A 20,332-nucleotide genomic window follows, 5' to 3' on the forward strand; every position below is an offset into this window, starting at 1 on the left:
TAGACACCACCTTTAAAATAAAGCTACGTAATCATGTACTTTGATCAGTACTCCATTACCTCGCTACGCTACATTGACATCTCTTTTAAGAACTTATTGATCTGGTAAACCTCACGGCCGATCATTTATATATCGTTAAACTTCAGTTCGGAAAAGTCTTGTTCGTCTCTCCGTGTTTCTGTTTAGCTTCAATCTTTTTTTCTATCTTTCCGACATCCGCCGTTCCGATTTTTTTACCCTTCCTTTCGGTTGGGAGTGCAAAGGTAAGGAACTTTTTTAAACTTCCAAATAAAATAAATTTTATTTTTTAAAGCCTTATTTTCTCTTTACCCTTATTTCAATATGCCAGGCTTAACTGGCTTTCCGCTCTTCCGAACCGGGCTGCAAAGGTAGCAATCTTTTTCTCTTTCGCAATATTTATTTTAAAATAAATCCCGCTCTACTCATCTCTCTGCCATCCTTTAATCAAAACCCCTTCCTCCGAAGCGGGATGCAAAAGTAGGATTTTTTATCGCTTCCGCAAAGGAAATTTGTCAAATCCTGCAGGGATTGACGTAAGTTAATGGTTTACAGCAAGAAAAAATTCGCCTCAGACAAAACTTTTTCAAGAATTGAATGTTTACACCTCCTTACAAACCACGCAGGTTTTAAAAACCTGCGTGGTTTGACCTAAAAAACTTACGAAGTTCCCTGCACCCTGCCATTAAAAACTTCGTAAGTTACTCCTGCCCTCCGCCACCTAAACCCGATTGAAGTGGTAGCTGCCGGCTTCACGCCGGCACTACAAACGGAAAGCGGGGACACGCCTATATAGGAGCACAACAACTGCTTTGCAAAAAAAAAGACTGCATACTATATAGTATATAAGTTAACCTTATATATATGTTAAAAATTGTTAACTGTTATGTTCTACTGAATTGCTTTGCATAGCTTAGCGGCGAATTGTTTTTATTGATGTTATCGTATTATTAATTATCTTTGCAGAATGTTTAAAGTTAAACACTTAATTATTTTAGTATTTATTGCCGCTTTGGGTATTGCGGGTTGTAAAAGTCGTTTCGAGAAATTGAGAGCGAGCAATGACGTTGCAAAAAAATACCAGGAGGCACTTCGTTTGTATAATAAACGCGATTACAGTAAAGCATTAGTTCTTTTTGAGGATCTTTCTCAAAAATATCGTGGCCGTGCAGAAGCTGAGGACCTGAACTATTATTATGCTTATACCTTATATAGATTAAGTGATTACACCACTGCAAGATACCAGTTTAAAAGTTTTGCAGATACCTACCCGGCAAGTAAAAATGCAGAAGAAGCAAGATACATGGGTGCTTATTGCTATTATTTAGAATCTCCAAGTTTCTCTTTAGATCAGGAAAACACTTATAAAGCCATTGATGCGCTACAATTATTTATCAACTTATACCCTACCAGCGATCGTGCTGCAGCTGCAGGCAAATATATTGCTGTACTAAGGGGCAAGTTAGAGGATAAAGCATTTGAAAATGCTAAAATGTATTTAACTACAGGGCCTAGTAATGTAGATAATTACAGAGCGGCTGTTATTGCTTTAAAAAATGCGCAAAGGGATTACCCGGATATTAAGTATGCTGAGGAAATGGACTTTTTGATGATTAAAGCGCAGTATCTATACGCTAAAAACAGTTATGTGATCCGCCAGGAAGACCGATATAATGAGGCGCTTGCTTTATATACGGAATTTACTGAAAACCACCCGGATAGTAAATTTGCTAAAGATGCAAAAGCGGTTAAGGGTGATGTTGAAGCAGGGATTGTGGCTACCAAACAAGAATTGGCCTTATATGCTGCCGATCAGGAAAAATACAAGCAGATGCTGATCAGAACCGGTAAATTGAAAGATACCGTTTCTGCAAAACCAACTAATGCAGATAATACGAATATTAAAAACAAGTAATAGATGAATACTAACAAACCTGCTGTACCAAATACTACAGTAACCAGAAACGTACACGATTTAGATAAAACTACTGATAACTTATACGAATCATTAGTGGTAATTGCTAAAAGAGCAAATCAGATCTCGAACAACGTTAAAGAAGAGTTACACGGTAAATTGGCAGAATTTGCTTCCAGCAACGATAATTTGGAAGAAATTTTCGAAAACCGCGAGCAGATTGAAATCAGCAAGCACTACGAGCGTATGCCAAAGCCTGTTTTGGTTGCTATTGATGAATTTTTGAACGAGAAAATTTATCACAGAAATCCTGCTAAAGAACAAAAGTAACTCGCATAGCGCATAGCGTTTAGGGCAAAGCGTTTAGCACTACGCTCTATGCTCCATGCCTTATGTACTCTGCGCATTATGCTAAAAAATAAAAATATAATCCTTGGCGTTTGCGGTAGCATCGCAGCATATAAGTCGGCATTTTTGGTTCGGCTGCTTGTAAAAGCTGGCGCAAACGTAAAGGTTATTCTTACCCCTGATGGTGCTAATTTCATTACACCACTTACCCTTGCTACGCTTTCTAAAAACCCGGTTTATACGCAATATTTCGAAGAAGAAACAGGCGTATGGAGTAATCACGTTGAATTAGGCCTATGGGCCGATCTCATTATAATTGCTCCGATAAGTGCTAATACCTTAGCCAAACTAGCAACGGGAATCTGCGATAATTTACTAACAGCTGTTTATCTTTCGGCTAAATGTCCGGTGTATGTAGTCCCGGCTATGGATCTGGATATGTGGAAACACGAAACTACCCAAAATAATATTAAACGTGTTATTGGCTTTGGGAATACCGTTATTGCCCCTGCCAATGGCGAACTGGCAAGCGGACTTTGGGGTGAAGGCCGAATGGCTGAACCTGAAGAAATTGTTTCTTTCCTGGATAATGCCATTAAAAAATCTATGCCGCTATATGGCAAAAAGGTAATGGTTACCGCCGGTCCTACTTATGAGGCTATAGATCCGGTACGTTTTATAGGTAACCATTCCTCAGGGAAGATGGGCTTCGCCATTGCTGATGAGTTGGCTAAACTGGGTGCTGAGGTTACCTTAATTGCCGGACCAACCGCACAAAAAGCTGCACAACGTTTAAAAAGAATTGATGTGGTGAGTGCCCGGGAAATGTTCGATGCCTGTACTTCAGTTTTCCCTGAAAGCGATATCACGGTAATGTGTGCCGCTGTGGCAGATTATCGCCCTAAGCAGGTTGCCACCCAAAAAATTAAAAAACGGGATAGCGGATTGGTTCTGGAACTGGAAAAAACAACGGATATACTCGCCTCTTTAGGTGTGGCGAAAAAAACACACCAGATTTTGGTTGGTTTTGCCTTAGAAACGAATGATGAAGAGAATTATGCAAAAGGCAAACTCGAGAAGAAAAATCTTGACCTGGTTGTTCTAAATTCTTTGAATGATAAGGGCGCAGGTTTTAAATCAGATACCAATAAAATTACTATTTTTAACAAAGCTTTAGAACGGACTGTTTTTGATATGAAATCGAAAACAGAAGTTGCCAAAGATATTTGTACTGCCATTTTAAAAATTGCAAAATGATAAAAAAGATTGTCTGGATATTGGTATTGGTTGGTTTTGGGAAGCTACAGGCGCAGGAGTTAAATGCCAGGGTAACTTTGCTGGCTCCCCAGGTTTCGAACATTAGCAAACCAACTTTAGATGCTTTGCAAAAAACAATCCGCGATTTTCTAAACAACAACAAATTCAGTAACGAAAGTTATAAGCCACAGGAACGTATAGACTGTAGTTTTATCATCACCATCAATTCTTGGGATGGCGGCTCTGGCTATACTGCCGAAGCGCAGATTCAAAGCAGTCGTCCGGTTTTTAACAGCTCTTACAATAGCACTTTATTAAATATGAGTGATAAGAATTTCGATTTTAATTTCAACGATGGCGCTACAATCGACTTCTCTGATCAAAATTACATTTCCAATATCAGTGCCCTCCTTACCTATTATGCTTACACCATCATCGGTATGGATAAAGATAGTTTTAGCAAAATGGGTGGAACACCTTTTTACAAAAAAGCACAGAATATTATTAACCTTGCGCAGGCTTCTGGTAATACCGGCTGGAGAGCAGCCGATGGCTTACGTAACCGCTTTTGGTTCAACGAAAATGTTTTAAACCCCATTTTTGCCGAGCTCCGCAATTTCATTTACAGTTATCATTTAAGTGGCCTGGACCAACTGACCGATAATGATAAAGGCTTAACGCAGATTGTTGCCGCACTACCTGCACTGCAACAAATGGATAAGCAGAAACTAGGTTCTATTTTCCCAAATGTTTACTTTGCATCTAAGGCCGAAGAAGTAACCAATGTACTTTCTAAATTAAACGGACAAGAGCGCATGAAAGCCTATAATATGCTGGCAGAAATCGATCCTGCAAATATTGGTAAGTACGAGGGACTGAAGAAAAATTAGTTCATTGGTCAATAGTTTGATAGCTCATGGTTGATTGCTTAGGAGGTGATTATTGTCTCGGCTAAACTACTTCGGACTCCGGACCGCCGGCCTCGGACTATTCGATTAAGTAGTTTCTCTATTTGTCGTGATTAATTTTAGAAAAGCAATTTCCGCATTTCATTTGAAGTCAGTCCTGCTTTCGTTCATACGCCTGCAGGCCTTAAACACAGGCCGAAGTCAGTTTTTCATGGGTAGGTTTTCCCTTTCTAAAGCCTGATTGTACGCAACATTTCCCCTATCCAGTATTCTAATATCATAGTTAAGCAATTAACCAGTTTCAATAATTAACCGATAAATTAAAAATTTGTTAAAATATTTTGATATTACGAATATCTTCGTACATTTGAATACGAAATAATTCGTACAACTTGTAACATATGACTAATCATAACATCAAACCAACAGAAGGTGAAATGGAAATCCTCCAGGTGCTTTGGCAAAAGGGGAATGCAACGGTAAGAGAAGTTCATGAGGCATTGAATAAAAAAGACTCAGGGTATACCACTACTTTAAAACTGATGCAGATTCTGCACGAGAAAGGAATGGTAGAAAGAGATACCAACCAAAAAACACATATCTATAAAGCCCTTGTTAGTCAGGATAAAACTGAAAAACAATTGGTAAACAAAATGATTGATAATGTATTTAACGGATCGGCGGCGAGGTTGGTGATGCAGGCTTTGGGTAACCACAGTGCAAGTGCAGAAGAAATTGACGAAATAAAAAAATATTTAGATAGCCTGAAGTAAGGCTATTATTGAAGGTTGAAAGGTGTAGGGTTTAGATCCCTAATAAACAGTAAAATTTTCGGATTGTCCCCGTATAAAAAATTAAAACCACCGTTATGGAAACTTTATTACAACAGTTCATCAAAGCATTTGGCTGGAGTATTTTAAACTCACTTTGGCAAAGCGCCATTATTTATGGCATTCTATTTATCGTCATGTTAAGCATTCCGAAGCTGGCGTCAAAACATAAGCACAACTTTGCTTTTGGTTCCATCATTTTAATGTTTATTGGCTTTAGCTATAATATCATTCACCAGTTAACATTGAATATAAATGATCATGCCCCTGCAATCAACCCTCAAAATATTCAGGTTTACCAATATTTCAACAACCTGCCACCAAGTTTTAGCAGCAAGGCAGAGCAATATTTCCCTGTTGTAGCCATATTTTATGCTATTGGCATCGTGCTTCAGTTATTTGTTATTATTAAAGGCTATGGTCAGCTTTCAAAATTGAAAAAAGAAAGTTTAAGTGCTATTCCGGACAGTTGGAAAACTATTTTCGAGCAAGTAACAGCCCAACTAAAAATCAATAAAGTTATCCGGTTCCACATCTCTTCTATTGTTAACGTACCCTTGGTAATCGGTTATTTAAAACCTGTGGTATTATTTCCGTTGGCGTTGGTAAACCAATTAGACAACGATCAGGTAGAAGCGATATTAATCCATGAGTTATCGCATATCAGAAGAAACGATTTCCTATTGAACCTCATTAAAACAGCCATAGAAACATTATTATTCTATAATCCATTTGTATGGATGGCGGGTAGGTTTATACACATTGAGCGTGAGCATGCCTGCGATGATCTGGTATTAAAAATTACCGGAAAACCATTGAATTATGCCCATGCACTACTTAAACTAGAACTGTTAAAAGACAAAAACAGTCCGGCTTATGCACTGGCCGCAACAGGTAAAACCCAGAATTTATATCAACGCATAAAAAGAATAACCAACATGAAAACAAATTATTTAAACGCCAAACAACAAATGGCAGCCCTAACGTTAGGGGTAGCGTGCTTGTTTTCCATTGCCTGGATCAATCCAACGGAAAAGAAAAAAGAGAATAAAAAAGCGCCTAAAATTGAGGTTTTAAGTGTGATTAACCACGATAATGTGAAAACTATTGTTTGCACTGATACCACCAAAAAACGTAAAATCAAAATTGTTACCATTGATGCAAATGGCAATAAAAAAGAGTACAACTCTCTTAACGAAATGCCTGATAGCCTAAGAAAAGATTTTTACAGGGACGAACTTTTTGCAGGAAAAAACATCTACAGGTTACATAACGATAGTAATTTTAAATTCAAATTCAGCGATTCGCTATTGCTGGCAAAAATACAGAAAGAATATAACTCACCAGAAGCACAGGCTAAATGGAAAAAATTCGGAGAAGATATTGCCAAACAATATAACTCACCAGAAGCACAAGCTAAGTGGAAAAAATTCGGAGAAGATGTTGCCAAACAATATAACTCACCAGAGGCACAAGCTAAGTGGAAAAAATTCGGAGAAGAGATGCAAAAGAAAATGAATTCTCCGGAGGCCCAGGCTAAATGGAAAAAAATGAGTGAAGATATGGCTAAAGAATTCGGTTCGCCGGAAGCGCAAGCAAAATGGAGAAAAATGGGTGAAGATATGGCTGCTAAAATGAATACGCCAGAATTTAGAGCACAGATAGATAATATCAAAACGCTTGCTTTAAAGTCAGGAGATATGGTACGCTTATCAGGATTATCAAGATTGCAGGCTGACTCTACATTTAAAGGAAATAGAAACTCACTTACCAGCCCGGATGGTACCCTATTCTTTTATAACGACAACCATAACACCAACAACAAAGTAAGACAGACTGAAGAATATAAAAAGCTGAAAGAAAAGTTCGACAGTGAAGTAAAGGAGCTGAAAGAGAAAATGGAGAAAAAAGAAAAAGTTGAAAACGGCAACAAAAGCTCACAGGTAATTCCTTCTGTTATGTTATACAAGAATCAGGATTTTACAGGTGCGGTTAAAGCATTGAACACAATAACTGCTGTATTAACATATAAAAAATCAGATTTTACCAATGCCAATCAATTGGCAATAAAAAGTTATCTTCAGACATCCAACTTAAAAATTGCTGACGATAAGGTAATTAATATTTCTATAAAATAACACCAGATAAACCAAACAGATCATGAACAGCGAAGATTATTCTTCGCTGTTTTTGTTTTGTATTCAGCTGTTGAATAAATTTTAATATTTTTGCTTAGCATGCTACAAAAACTTTCTATCCGTAATTACGCATTAATTGATAGTCTTGATATCGAATTTGATAAAGGCTTAAATATCATCACAGGTGAAACAGGTGCTGGGAAATCCATCATTTTAGGGGCATTGTCGCTAATTTTAGGCCAGCGGGCAGAAAGCAAGTACTTTTTTAACCAGGATAAAAAATGTGTTATTGAAGGAAATTTTGCATTGGCAGATGAAAATCTGAAAGGACTTTTTGAAGAAAATGATCTCGATTTTTCAAAAGAAAGCATATTAAGGAGAGAAATATCAATAGATGGTAAAACAAGGTCGTTCATTAACGATACACCTGTTAATTTATCCATCCTAAAACAGATCGGTGAAAAACTGATTGATATCCATTCCCAGCATGCTACACAAGAAATTAACGATGCCGATTTTCAACTTTTGATTGTAGATGCACTGGCAAACCATAAATCATTATTATTCGACTACCGCCGAGGATTTAAAAAGCTTAAGCAAGATACCAGCCTGTTAAAGAAACTGATAGCTGAAGCCGACGAAGCCCGTAATAAACAGGATTATGAACAGTTTTTGTTTAACGAACTCGAACAGGCAAAATTACAGGAAGGCGAACAGGAAGAACTGGAACAAGAACTGGAGCGCTTAACACATGCCGAAACCATTAAACGGGCGTTACTTACCGCTTCAGGATTAATTAACGAAAGCGAACCTTCTGCCCTTCAGATTTTAAAAGAGGCTTCGTTACAGTTACAGGGCATAGAAAAATTTGATCCGGCAATTAATGTATTATACGAACGTTTGCGCTCATCGATCATTGAAATAAAAGACATCGCCGATGAGGTTTCTGCAATAGAAGAAAATACTTTACATAGTGCCGATCGCTTAGAAATTGTAAACCAAAGGTTAGATCTGTTTTATTCACTTCAACAAAAACACAGGTTAGCCAATAATACAGAACTCTTAGCACTTCAAAAACAACTGGAAGAAAACCTGAACAAACTCTTATCTTCTGATGAGCATATTGAAAAACTTCAGAAAGAAATCGACCAACTCAAAAAGGCACTACACAAACAGGCCGACCAGTTAAGTGCCAACCGTAAAAAAGCAATTAAGGTGGTAGAAGAGCAAACCGGCACCACATTAAAAAAAGTGGGTATGCTAAATGCCAAATTGGTTCTGGATCAAAAAATCTTATCAGAACTGAATAAAGACGGACTGGACGAAATCAACCTGCTTTTTACAGCAAATGCAGGTCAGGCCCCTGCGCCGGTAAATAAAGTGGCATCAGGTGGTGAGTTATCACGTTTGATGCTGGCCATAAAAGCTTTATTGGCGAAACATACATCCTTACCAACCATTATTTTTGATGAGATAGATACCGGGATTTCAGGAGAAACTGCTTTAAAAGTTGGAGAAGTAATTTCCGATTTAGGGCAGAACATGCAGGTAATTTCGATTACACACTTACCACAAATTGCAGCCAAAGGCATATCGCATTACTTTGTTCACAAAAATGAGGATAAAGGCAAAACCACTACCGGAATCCGCAAGCTTAAACAAGAAGAACGCATTGGTGTAATTGCCGAAATGTTAAGCGGAAAAAACCCAGGGGCATCGGCCATCGAAAATGCGAAAGAATTATTGGCTTAATTTATTTTACTAATCCGCGGTCTGTGTCCTAACAGACCTTTTTCATATTCAAATAAAATCTAAATAGTGGTCTGTGAGGACACAGACCATGGCGATAAGAGGCTGTATCATAAATTGCAACTCACTTTGAATTTGTCACGTTGAGCCTGTCTAAACGCCTTGTAAGACACTTAAAACAGGTTCTTCGACAAGCTCAGGATGACAATTCTATATTTATGAGACAGCCTCCACTAAGAAAAGCACTAATAATTTTACATCATTGCACAAATATAAACTAATAAATTAGTTTATATTTGTGCAATGAAATCCTTATTACTTATATTTCTATTATTTATTAGTAACTTTTGTCTTGCTCAACAAAGTTATGTCCTTTCGGGTATGGTTAAAGATAAACACGGAGAACCCTTACCTGGGGCTGGTGTATATGTAAGCAGTTATAAAATTGCTACAGTAACAGATAATGAAGGCAAATATGCCCTTTTCTTAAAACCTGGAAACTACGACATTTTAGTGCAATTAATTGGCTACAAAGCGTTAAATAAAAATGTAGTGATTGCTGATAAAGCTGTAAAATTAGATTTTACCCTGGGAGAAAGTATAACCCAATTGGCAGAAGTAACTATCAAACCAGATCCAAACAGAACACATTATATTGCCATGTTTAAAGAGTATTTTCTTGGCGCCACCCCCAATGCAGCACAATGCAGGCTCATCAATCCTAACGTATTAATTATTGATTACTATAAAGAGGAGCATAAACTTACGGTAAAAACTACTGAATTTTTGATTGTAGAAAACAAGGCGCTTGGATACCGCATTAAATACCTCCTGAATAATTTTGAATATGATAGCAAAACCAGGATCATTTATTATGAAGGTTTTCCCTATTACGAAGATTTAAAAGGATCGGCACGACGGAAGAAAATTTGGGATCAAAAACGGATTACTGCTTATTTGGGTTCTTCACAGCACTTTTTTAAATCAATTTATAGTGGCAAGGCAACTGAAGAAGGCTTTATCATTAATAAATTAATTACCCAACCAAATCCAGACAAACCTTCAGATAGTACCATAACGGCGAATATTAAACGTTTAACAAAATTCCAGGAAGGTTTATTACGTAAAACGATAACCATCAATCATGGAGATTCGCTCAGCTACTGGATCAGAAAGAAAAACCTTCCCGATGGCATTTCCATTTTAAGTCGAAGCCCTATTAAGGAAGATACCCTGGTACACATAACAAACCAGCGTATCAAAAACATCAACTTTACTGATAAACTATACATCATTTATACTAAAGAAAAGGAAGACCCATTATTTGCAAATAGAATAGGCTTGTCTATCAGCAGGCCTTTAGATATGCCCAACTATCAGATATCAACTATTGCCTTACAAGTAAAACCTGTATATTTTTATGAGAATGGAGGCATATATAATCCGCGGTCGATGCTCTATGCTGGCTATTGGGCCTGGGAAAAAATTGCCGATAGCGTGCCGATGGATTATTTGCCACCGGCTGGTTTAGAGGGAAAAAAGTAGAAATATCCTTAACACAATAAGGGAGGATAATACCAGACACCATTTTTTCCTTTTTGAAAAGCAAATGCAGTGTTCTTCGGTTTCAACAGTCCCGCCCTTCGTTGCAAATCCTCGCCCTCATGCTTCGGGCTGTGGGTTTTCCTCTGCGGTCGGGTTTAGCTCGCAAGGCTGGTAATACTATTAGGGTTTTAGAACTATGCAGTACCTACCACTGTTAAATAAACCTGACAGAGCGGGTAGCCCAAAGTGAAGTGCAACGTAACGAGGACTACAAGCGATGGCGGGACTGCTGTAGCCATGGAAAACGGAGCTTTAGTTTTCAAATAGAAAACGACTCTTGTTGTAAATCAGTCTTATTAACAAATTATCTTTTTAAAGATCCTTCTCTGCGCTCAGGATGACAACACCTATTAACGATCACCATCAAATGTTAAATTTGTTAAAAATATTTTTCGTTTTTAACAAATATTACGCCTTTTGGTTACATTCGTCTCCATGATTAAAAGCCTTTTAGTAGCCCTTACGCTGATTATCCTGGGTACTAATGCCATTGCTCAAAACACCTTCTCAATAAGTGGTTTGGTTAGGGATCAAAAAGATGGATTGCCCGGTGCAAGTATCTACTTAAGTGGATATAAAATTGCTACAGTTGCTGATAACGACGGAAGATTTAAACTTTCAAACCTAAAGCCGGGCAGTTATGATCTGCTTGTTCAACTTGTTGGTTACCTCCCCTATTCTAAAAGTGTAATCATCTCCGATAAATCGGTCCAGGTAGAACTTGTTTTAAAAGAAAATGTTGCCCAGCTTGATGAAGTGGTGATTAGGGCCGACCCTAACCGCCAGAAATATATTAATCAGTTTAAAGAATTTTTTATCGGCAAAACGCCCAATGCAACTCAATGCAAAATCTTAAATCCGCAGGTTTTAAATGTAGATTATGATGTAACCAAAAGTACGCTCACCGTTTCTACAACCGAATTTTTGGTGGTAGAAAATAAAGCTTTGGGCTACCGACTCAAATACATGCTCGATCATTTCGAATATAATTCCCGAACCCATATTATTTATTATTCTGGTCACCCGTTTTTTGAAGAGTTAAAAGCTTCGGCAGCTAAAAAGAAAAAATATATTGCCGCCCGCGAAGTGGCCTACTATGGTTCTTCGCAACATTTTTTCCGTTCGCTTTATGCCAATAAAACAAAGGAAGAAGGTTTTATCATTAATAAAATGATCAAAATCCCTAACCCTAACCGTTATCCACAATACATTATCAATACCAATATAGAAAAGATTAAGGCCTTACCCGAGAAAACAGGCATCAGACAGAACAAAGGTAAAATAGATACCGCACTGCTCGCCTTTTGGACCAAGCAACAGGAGAAGCCGAAAACCATTGACAAATTTTCGAGAGCAGAGGTACTTACCGATACCTTAGTTCACTATTTTAACAAGAATTTAAAATATCTTAGTTATACTGACGCACTCCTTATCCAGTACACCAAAGAAAAAGAATCCATGGCTTACTCTAAAACCGGTTTTTGGATTTTCAGGCCTTTAGATGTTCCCGAAAATGAAATCTCCGTTGCCAATTTAACTGGTGAGGGTGTCCGCTTTTACGAAAATGGTGGCATTTATGATTCGCGATCTTTACTTTTCGAAGGTTATTGGGCTTACGAAAAAGTTGCCGATATGGTGCCCATGGATTATGTACCGCTTCCGAAGAAGGAATGATGGATGATGTGAGATGGAAAATGTAAGATGTATGATGGGATCTAAAACTAAAATTGTTGAAAAGTAACCATTATTGATCATTAAAATTACTAAAAATATTAGTAATTTTAATCTATGATTAGCGATGAAGAAAAACAGTATTTTAAAGGTCGGGGGGCTCAGGTTAATCCACATAACAAATTTTTAAAGGATGTTTATGTAAAGGAACACGAAGAGGGAATAGATGATTGGGAAGAAAGCGACCGCAAAACATCCTTTATTTTTGAAAACTCGAAAACCATCGTAAACAAAGTTGATAGTCCGGATGTGGGCATGGCCTATTCGCTTAATCCCTATCAGGGCTGCGAACATGGCTGTACTTATTGTTATGCACGCAACTCTCACCAATACTGGGGTTATAGTGCCGGAATAGAGTTTGAACGGAAAATAATCGTCAAAAAAGATGCTCCGGTACTGTTTAAAAAATTTCTGGAGAAAAAAGGCTGGGATGCCACTACCATTTCTCTTTCTGGCAATACCGATTGCTACCAGCCTGCCGAAAGAAAGTTTAAACTCACCAGGCAGTTGCTCGAAATTGCATTGGCCTATAAGCAACCGATAGGTATGATTACCAAAAACTCGCTTATCCTGCGTGATCGGGATATTTTACAGGAAATGGCGAAGCTGAATCTCTGCATGGTTTATGTTTCCATTAATAGTTTAAATGAGGATTTAAGGCAAGTAATGGAACCACGTACTACAACGGCCAAACAACGGTTGAAGGTGGTAGAAGAATTGAGTAAAGATGGAATTCCTATGGGCGTGATGGTTGCCCCTCTTGTTCCTGGTTTAAGCGACCATGAGATTCCGAAAATTCTAAAAGCAGTGGCAAATGCTGGCGCCATTAAGGCGGGTTATACCGTGGTGCGGTTAAACGGAGCCATAGGCCAGATATTTGAAGATTGGCTGCGCAAAAACTTTCCTGACCGTTTTGATAAAGTATGGCACTCGATTCAGAGTTGCCACGGCGGTAATGTAAACGATAGCCGTTTTGGCGACCGAATGCGTGGCGACGGCAATATTTCTCAGATGATCAGGGACAATTTCAGGCTGCACTGCCGTTTAAATGGCTTAAATGTTAAGGATATCATTTTAGACCATACTTTATTCAAAATTCCAAGTAACCAGGTGAGTCTGTTTTAAAATTTGGGAAGAAAAATCCCTGGCGCTCTGTGGCCGTGGTTTTATCACCACGGCCATCTCAAATTAGTTGGTCGAAATTTGTAATCGGGACGCTTTGAAGCTTGGATTTGTATTCCACATTGATAAAACTTAGTTTTAACGTCATGAACATTGCATTAGTAACCTACCTTGATAAAGGTGCTTATGATAGCGCTACAGTTGAAAGCGAGGATGATAAGCTCTTAAATTTCCTTAAAGAAAAAGGACTAAAAATTGAAAAAGTAATCTGGAATGATCGGAATATAAACTGGGAAGATTATTCTCTTGCCATTTTAAAATCACCATGGGATTATTTTGACCTGATTGAAGAATTTTACCATTGGCTTGATCACCTGGAAGCAAAAAAGGTAAAATTGCTTAACCCTATTGATGTTGTTCGATGGAATGCAAACAAACAATATCTGCAGGAAATTGAAGCAGCCGGATTAAAAATTACACCTGGTTTCTTCATTCAAAATCAAGAAAGCGTAAATCTTGAATATTTTTTTGAGAAATTCAATACCAATAAATTAATTGTAAAACCTTGTGTGAGTGGCGGCGCAAAAAATACATTTAAGGTAACTGCAGATAATGTAAATGAGGTTAATCAAAAATTAAATCTCCTTATTCAGAATGAAGATTTTATTATTCAGCCATTCCTGCCAGAAATTCTGGAAAGCGGTGAATGGTCGTTTATTTTCTTTAATGGTCTGTATAGTCATTCCTTAATCAAGAAGGCTAAACCCGGAGATTTCAGGGTACAGCCTGCACATGGTGGATCTGTGCATCCCCAAAGACCTGGAGAAGAACTTATTGCTACCGCGCAGCAATACGTAACGTTATTTGCTAAAGATTGCCTGTATGCCCGGGTTGATGGCACATTTGTAAATGGCGAATTTTTACTGATGGAGTTAGAACTGATAGAACCTTTCCTGTTTTTAAATACCGCTCCTCAAAATTACGAGCGATATTATCAGGCATTACGGGACTTGATGTAAAGGTTTAAGCTTTTCGTCATTTCGAGCGAAGTGAAAAGAAGCCGAGAACCCGAAGGCTCTGCGCAGCAAAATCTATAAATAGATCTCTCCATTTCGCTGTGCTCCAGTCGAGATGACGATCCTTTGGCTTGTTATCACTAATTATTATCTAAAACAAAAAAACTCCCGATTTTCATCGGGAGTTTTCTTATTTATTTACTCGAAGAATCTTCTTCTTGTTTCGGCTCTTCTTTTTTCTTTTCGCCTTTTTTGTGATTGATAGAAATCAGTTCGGTAGTTTTATCGTAATCAATTTCTAAAACATCACCTTCGGCCAGTTCGCCTTTAAGGATCTCTTCAGCAATTGGATCTTCTAAATATTTTTGAATGGCTCTTTTTAACGGACGAGCACCAAAATTACTATCAAAACCTTTATCAGCAATATATTCTTTAGCGTTATCAGTTAATGCAATTTCATAACCAAGGGTATGAACACGACCGAATAAAGCTTTTAACTCGATGTCGATAATTCTAAAGATTTCATCTTTACCCAGGCTATTGAATACTACTACATCATCAACACGGTTTAAGAACTCAGGAGCAAAAGCACGTTTTAATGCACTTTCGATTACACCACGACTGTGAGAATCGGCCTGATTCGTTTTTGCTGAAGTAGAGAAACCAACACCCTGACCAAAATCTTTAAGTTGACGGGCACCAATATTAGAGGTCATGATGATGATTGTATTTCTAAAATCAACTTTACGACCTAAGCTATCGGTTAATTGTCCTTCATCCAGAACCTGCAATAAGATATTGAATACATCAGGGTGAGCTTTTTCAATCTCATCCAGTAAGATTACGGCATAAGGCTTTCTTCTTACTTTTTCAGTTAACTGCCCACCTTCTTCATAACCAACGTATCCCGGAGGCGCCCCCACTAAACGTGATACTGCAAATTTCTCCATGTATTCACTCATGTCGATCTGGATCAGTGAATCATCACTATCGAACATGAAACGGGCTAATTCTTTTGCCAATTCGGTTTTACCTACTCCAGTTGGACCTAAGAAAATAAATGAACCGATTGGTTTTTTAGGATCTTTTAATCCGGCTCTCGTACGTTGGATCGCTTTGGTTAATTTTTTGATCGCATCATCCTGACCAATAATTTTCTCAGCCACTTTATCGTACATGTTCAACAGTTTTACACTGTCTGTTTGTCCAACACGTTGCACCGGAATACCAGTCATCATCGAAACCACTTCGGCTACATTATCTTCTGATACTTCGTAACGTTTAGTTTTAGTTTCCGCTTCCCACTCCGCTTTAGCTTTATCTAATTCTTCAATTAAATTTTTCTCTGTATCGCGCAGTTTTGCAGCTTCTTCATATTTCTGGCTACGTACAACCTTGTTCTTCTCTAATTTGATATCTTCAATTTTAGCTTCGATATCAATAATATTCTGCGGAACGTGAATGTTGGTTAAGTGAACACGCGAACCTGCTTCGTCTAAAGCATCAATCGCTTTATCAGGTAAGAAACGATCTGAAATATAACGCGACGTTAAAGTAACACAAGCTAAAATCGCTTCATCAGTATATGTTACACCGTGGTGTTCTTCATACTTATCTTTAATTCGGGTTAAAATCTCTACAGTTTCATCCGGTGTAGCAGGCTCAACCATTACTTTTTGGAAACGACGGTCTAAAGCACCATCTTTTTCAATGTATTGACGGTATTCATCTAATGTTGTAGCACCAATACATTGAATTTCGCCCCTTGCCAAAGCAGGTTTAAACATATTCGATGCATCTAATGAACCTGATGCACCACCAGCACCAACGATGGTGTGGATCTCATCAATAAATAAAATAACATCAGTAGATTTTTCAAGCTCGTTCATCACGGCTTTCATACGCTCTTCGAACTGGCCACGGTATTTTGTACCGGCTACCAGTGATGCCAAATCTAATGTTACTACACGTTTGCCAAAAAGCACACGCGAAACTTTGCGTTGCACAATGCGCAAGGCGAGGCCTTCTGCAATTGCCGACTTACCCACACCCGGCTCTCCAATTAAAATCGGATTGTTCTTTTTCCTGCGTGATAAAATCTGCGATACACGTTCAATTTCTTTCTCGCGCCCTACAATCGGGTCTAAACGACCCTCTTCTGCTGCTTTTGTTAAATCACGACCGAAATTATCCAGAACAGGGGTCTTAGATTTTATATCTGAAACCTTTTTAGGTGTACTAAAGCTTTCCTCTTCGCGATAATCATCATCGCCTCCTGTAGAAGCACTATTTGAGATATCATCTCTGAAACCATTTTTGTTCACTTCTACCTCCTGTTTAAAAACATCGTAAGTAACGCCATATTGCAATAAGATTTGTGAGGCGATATTATCATCATCTCTCAAAACCGATAACAGCAAATGTTCGGTACCAATTAAATCGCTCTTAAATATTTTAGCTTCTAAGTAAGTAATTTTTAAAACTTTTTCTGCCTGTTTTGTTAACGGAATATTGCCTAAGTTTACTGTAACACTCGAAGTACCGCGAACGGCATCTTCAATTGAGCGGCGCAATTTGCTTGTATCAACCCCTAACGATCGTAAAATTTTTATAGCCATGCCATCGCCTTCGCGGATGAGGCCCAATAATAAATGCTCGGTTCCGATGTAATCGTGCCCTAAGCGGAGCGCTTCCTCCCTACTAAAAGAGATTACATCTTTAACCTGTGGTGAAAATTTTGCTTCCATAATACCTTTCTTAACAGCTACGTCCCTAAACTATAAAATAACTTTATAAAAACGAACGTACTGTTTTCTTTATTTTATCAACAATTGCGCCATGTAGGTGGATAAAGAGGCTTTTGAATGCCCGAGAACCCAAAATTCAATGTAAGATTATTGTTTCGATAAATATTAATTTATTTATATCTATCTACGTAATAAGTGTTCTAAAGGTTTTAAAGGGACATTTGCCAAAAACATCCGGTTACAGATATCTTATTGTCGGTTTATTGTAAGGATTTTTTAGCCATCAAAAACTGACAATTTGTATCTTTTTACTTAGGCAATTTACAAGTTTTGACAGAAAAACAAAAGAACATGACATCATTTAATAATTTTATCAGATTCACAAACTCAAACCACTCCTACATCAAATAAACTTAATACGAATTTAACCGTAAATAGGTTGTTTTTGTTTTTAACATTATTAAACTAACTGCTTTGATTAGAATTAAAATGGCCGCAGTTAAATGCTGCGGCCATTCAATTTAATGTCAATATTCAAATACTGTCTACTCCAATATAATGATCAGTATTTTTGTTTAAGCAGAAAGCATAACAGCGTTATCCGTTCTAGATATTTATTAAGGTTACCAATGGATCCCGAGGTTAATCTCAAAGTTCCCTGCTGTGTAACCGCTTAAATTACCAGTTTGTGTTGTGTATGCGGTATTGATCATGTATTTTTTCTTATAATGCAACCCAACACCAAAACTTGCAGCCTTACTGGTATGATACATGGCTGTAAATAACAACTGTTGATTGGCAACTCCAAGTTGTCCACCAATATCAACAATATCAGCAATTCCCGTAAAAGAACGATAAGCTACTTTAGGTTGAAACAGACTTTCGCCAATATCAATTTTGTACCCTGCTGATGCATATACAGCAGGAGTATTAATTAGTTTAAAGTTGTCTCTGTTGAAATGATTTTTAAGGTTCACCAATGCAACATCTGCAGTAAAGTACTTTGAAGTTAGTCCAACTCCAAAATCACCATCGAAATACGTCTTATGGTCGTTATTATAATTGCCAACCTGCGGATCATTTGGATTTCCTATAAGGTCTTGCATATCCACCCGCTGATTCAGAAAACCTGCAGACAAACCAAAATGTAATTTTGCAGATCCATTAAGCGGAAGATGATAGGCATAACTTGCCAGAATTCTCGTTTGCCTTTGTAAGCCGGCTTTATCAAGATTCATGATTAATCCTACCCCTACTCTTTCCCATCCGTAAGTGGCACTTAGGTTTTGTACCATAGGGGCACCGGGAATATTATTCCATTGTGAACGGAAGGTCAGGTCTGCTGTTGCACCTTCTGCTAATCCGGCCATGGCCGGGTTAGCAAGGTAAGTATTGTTAAAATATTGGTTTAATAATGGATTAGTCTGAGCTTTTACCTTCGAAACACCGATAAGAGCAGCCAGTATTAATATTGTTGTTTTCATCCTTTTCATTTTCTTAGCGGTTTCTGATAATCGTAATAAATCCCTTTTGAACCAATTTATTTGGGCCATAAGTAATGATGTAATAATAAGTTCCTTCCGCAAGGTCATTTCCTCCGATAGTTCCATTCCAGCTGTTATCGTATGATTTTTTACTGTACATTTCCCTGCCATTGCGATCAAATATCCGAACTTCGTTACTTGGATACATATCAATGTTCTGTACAAGCCAAGTATCATTTACACCGTCTCCATTTGGCGTTAAGATATTATTCGCGACCAATTTATAATCGTCAGCTACCTTAATGGTGATCGATTTAGAACTATTGCAACCGCTCGCATTGGTTACCCGAACCGTATACGTTGTAGTTTCTGCCGGACGAACGCTTAGGGATGCGGTATTCTGTCCGCTGACAATACCACTTGCCGTAGACCAGCTGTAAGCTGTGCCTCCATTGGCAGTTAATACCGTTGTTTCACCCTTACTGATTTCAGTACCTTTACTGCTTACAATACTTACCGATGGAACTGCATTGATTGTTAATGTACCGTTTACATATACAAAACTATAATTGTTTGACACACCACCAGATGGTACCAGTGCATAATTGCCTGCTACATTTCTATTGGCAGTAGTGCTTACAGTTGGTTTTGTACTCAATGAACTTTCAGTATCACCTGCTTTAAAACCAGTATAAGTTACTCCAAATGTTGGGAAACCGTCTGACTGGCACATTACCGCATTGATTGCCGTAATAGTAAGTACAGATTTAGCAATGGTCAGGTTAGCACCAACATAAGTCAAGGTATAATTGCTGCTCAAAGCAAGTGTTCCTTGGTTGATTGCATACGTACCCACATTTTCGCCAGGCGATCTGGTCAGACTTCCGCTGAAGCTATCACCTGTTACCAATGCAGGTGCAGCGGTATAAGTCAGTGCAGGATCGGCATCGCCATAAGTTTTGCTTTTCGCTGCGGCCGTTACCGTGATCGTTTTTGCACCAATCGTTAAATCAGCACCAACATACGTCAAGGTATAATTGCTGTTCAAGGCTAATGTACCCTGGTTGATTGCATAGGTACCCACGTTTTCGCCAGGCAACCTGGTCAGGCTTCCGCTGAAGCTATCCCCTGTTACCAATGCAGGTGCAGAGCTATAAGTCAGTGCAGGATCTGCATCGCCATAAGTTTTGCTTTTAGCTGCTGCTGTTACCGTGATCGTTTTTGCACCGATCGTTAAATCAGCACCAACATAAGTCAAGGTATAATTGCTATTCAAAGCTAGCGTACCCTGGTTGATGGCATATGTACCCACATTTTCGCCAGGTAATCTGGTCAGACTTCCGCTGAAGCTATCACCTGTTACCAATGCAGGTGCAGAGGTATAAGTCAGTGCAGGATCTGCATCGCCATAAGTTTTGCTTTTCGCTGCGGCCGTTACTGTTATTGTTTTCGCACCGATGGTTA

14 protein-coding genes and 1 pseudogene are annotated in these 20,332 nt (G+C 38.3%); 11 read left to right on the forward strand and 4 right to left on the reverse strand.

What is annotated here, in order from left to right:
* Positions 1-985: 985 nt before the first annotated feature.
* The 5 genes from BCL90_RS00170 to BCL90_RS00190 all read left to right on the forward strand — a co-directional run bounded on the left by BCL90_RS00170 (position 986) and on the right by BCL90_RS00190 (position 5,219).
* Positions 986-1,933, forward strand: coding sequence for an outer membrane protein assembly factor BamD (locus BCL90_RS00170; RefSeq protein WP_121281960.1), 948 nt, complete (start codon positions 986-988; stop codon positions 1,931-1,933).
* 3 nt (positions 1,934-1,936) lie between these two features.
* The gene (locus tag BCL90_RS00175) at positions 1,937-2,263 is read left to right on the forward strand and encodes a DNA-directed RNA polymerase subunit omega (RefSeq protein WP_025145617.1); all 327 of its coding nucleotides are present in this window, start codon (positions 1,937-1,939) and stop codon (positions 2,261-2,263) included.
* 78 nt (positions 2,264-2,341) lie between these two features.
* Entirely contained in the window at positions 2,342-3,538 is a 1,197-nt protein-coding gene (coaBC, locus tag BCL90_RS00180; RefSeq protein ID WP_208529804.1) for a bifunctional phosphopantothenoylcysteine decarboxylase/phosphopantothenate--cysteine ligase CoaBC, read from the forward strand.
* On the forward strand, positions 3,535-4,428 hold the full coding sequence (gene porD, locus BCL90_RS00185) for a type IX secretion system protein PorD (RefSeq protein WP_121281961.1): 894 nt from the start codon (positions 3,535-3,537) through the stop codon (positions 4,426-4,428). The genes coaBC and porD overlap by 4 nt, the downstream gene beginning before the upstream one ends.
* A 419-nt stretch (positions 4,429-4,847) precedes the next feature.
* Complete coding sequence (locus BCL90_RS00190) at positions 4,848-5,219, forward strand: BlaI/MecI/CopY family transcriptional regulator (protein ID WP_121281962.1); 372 nt, start codon at positions 4,848-4,850, stop codon at positions 5,217-5,219.
* 5 nt (positions 5,220-5,224) lie between these two features.
* Here BCL90_RS00190 and BCL90_RS26170 read toward each other — a convergent pair.
* Positions 5,225-5,308 (reverse strand): annotated as a pseudogene (locus BCL90_RS26170) (hypothetical protein); the annotation flags it as partial.
* Between the two features lie 6 nt (positions 5,309-5,314).
* Between BCL90_RS26170 and BCL90_RS00195 the strand changes: the two are divergent.
* From BCL90_RS00195 to BCL90_RS00220, 6 genes are all read left to right on the forward strand, one after another.
* Positions 5,315-7,414, forward strand: coding sequence for a M56 family metallopeptidase (locus tag BCL90_RS00195; RefSeq protein ID WP_121281963.1), 2,100 nt, complete (start codon positions 5,315-5,317; stop codon positions 7,412-7,414).
* A 99-nt stretch (positions 7,415-7,513) separates the two neighbouring features.
* On the forward strand, positions 7,514-9,166 hold the full coding sequence (recN, locus tag BCL90_RS00200; protein ID WP_121281964.1) for a DNA repair protein RecN: 1,653 nt from the start codon (positions 7,514-7,516) through the stop codon (positions 9,164-9,166).
* A gap of 300 nt (positions 9,167-9,466) precedes the next feature.
* Positions 9,467-10,708: a carboxypeptidase-like regulatory domain-containing protein gene (locus tag BCL90_RS00205; protein WP_121281965.1), complete on the forward strand. Its 1,242-nt coding sequence runs from the start codon at positions 9,467-9,469 to the stop codon at positions 10,706-10,708.
* A 495-nt stretch (positions 10,709-11,203) separates the two neighbouring features.
* Positions 11,204-12,442, forward strand: coding sequence for a carboxypeptidase-like regulatory domain-containing protein (locus BCL90_RS00210; protein WP_121281966.1), 1,239 nt, complete (start codon positions 11,204-11,206; stop codon positions 12,440-12,442).
* Between the two features lie 114 nt (positions 12,443-12,556).
* Complete coding sequence (locus BCL90_RS00215) at positions 12,557-13,624, forward strand: PA0069 family radical SAM protein (protein WP_121281967.1); 1,068 nt, start codon at positions 12,557-12,559, stop codon at positions 13,622-13,624.
* Between the two features lie 143 nt (positions 13,625-13,767).
* Positions 13,768-14,640, forward strand: coding sequence for an ATP-grasp domain-containing protein (locus tag BCL90_RS00220; RefSeq protein WP_121281968.1), 873 nt, complete (start codon positions 13,768-13,770; stop codon positions 14,638-14,640).
* A gap of 191 nt (positions 14,641-14,831) precedes the next feature.
* Here the strand turns inward: BCL90_RS00220 and BCL90_RS00225 are convergent, their stop codons facing one another.
* From BCL90_RS00225 to BCL90_RS00235, 3 genes are all read right to left on the reverse strand, one after another.
* On the reverse strand, positions 14,832-17,384 hold the full coding sequence (locus BCL90_RS00225) for an ATP-dependent Clp protease ATP-binding subunit (RefSeq protein ID WP_121281969.1): 2,553 nt from the start codon (positions 17,382-17,384) through the stop codon (positions 14,832-14,834).
* Positions 17,385-18,007: 623 nt separating this feature from the next.
* Complete coding sequence (locus BCL90_RS00230) at positions 18,008-18,868, reverse strand: PorP/SprF family type IX secretion system membrane protein (protein WP_121281971.1); 861 nt, start codon at positions 18,866-18,868, stop codon at positions 18,008-18,010.
* Between the two features lie 13 nt (positions 18,869-18,881).
* The coding region (locus BCL90_RS00235; RefSeq protein ID WP_147438308.1) for an MBG domain-containing protein at positions 18,882-20,332 on the reverse strand (1,451 nt) is incomplete at its 5' end.

This window comes from Pedobacter alluvionis (assembly GCF_003664035.1).
GTDB classification, from domain to species: Bacteria; Bacteroidota; Bacteroidia; order Sphingobacteriales; family Sphingobacteriaceae; genus Pedobacter; species Pedobacter alluvionis.

Coding starts and splice junctions, on each gene's coding strand:
- BCL90_RS00170 (WP_121281960.1), top strand. CDS start 986: ATGTTTAAAGTTAAACACTTAATTATTTTAGTATTTATTGCCGCTTTG.
- BCL90_RS00175 (WP_025145617.1), top strand. CDS start 1,937: ATGAATACTAACAAACCTGCTGTACCAAATACTACAGTAACCAGAAAC.
- coaBC (WP_208529804.1), top strand. CDS start 2,342: ATGCTAAAAAATAAAAATATAATCCTTGGCGTTTGCGGTAGCATCGCA.
- porD (WP_121281961.1), top strand. CDS start 3,535: ATGATAAAAAAGATTGTCTGGATATTGGTATTGGTTGGTTTTGGGAAG.
- BCL90_RS00190 (WP_121281962.1), top strand. CDS start 4,848: ATGACTAATCATAACATCAAACCAACAGAAGGTGAAATGGAAATCCTC.
- BCL90_RS00195 (WP_121281963.1), top strand. CDS start 5,315: ATGGAAACTTTATTACAACAGTTCATCAAAGCATTTGGCTGGAGTATT.
- recN (WP_121281964.1), top strand. CDS start 7,514: ATGCTACAAAAACTTTCTATCCGTAATTACGCATTAATTGATAGTCTT.
- BCL90_RS00205 (WP_121281965.1), top strand. CDS start 9,467: ATGAAATCCTTATTACTTATATTTCTATTATTTATTAGTAACTTTTGT.
- BCL90_RS00210 (WP_121281966.1), top strand. CDS start 11,204: ATGATTAAAAGCCTTTTAGTAGCCCTTACGCTGATTATCCTGGGTACT.
- BCL90_RS00215 (WP_121281967.1), top strand. CDS start 12,557: ATGATTAGCGATGAAGAAAAACAGTATTTTAAAGGTCGGGGGGCTCAG.
- BCL90_RS00220 (WP_121281968.1), top strand. CDS start 13,768: ATGAACATTGCATTAGTAACCTACCTTGATAAAGGTGCTTATGATAGC.
- BCL90_RS00225 (WP_121281969.1), bottom strand. CDS start 17,384: ATGGAAGCAAAATTTTCACCACAGGTTAAAGATGTAATCTCTTTTAGT.
- BCL90_RS00230 (WP_121281971.1), bottom strand. CDS start 18,868: ATGAAAACAACAATATTAATACTGGCTGCTCTTATCGGTGTTTCGAAG.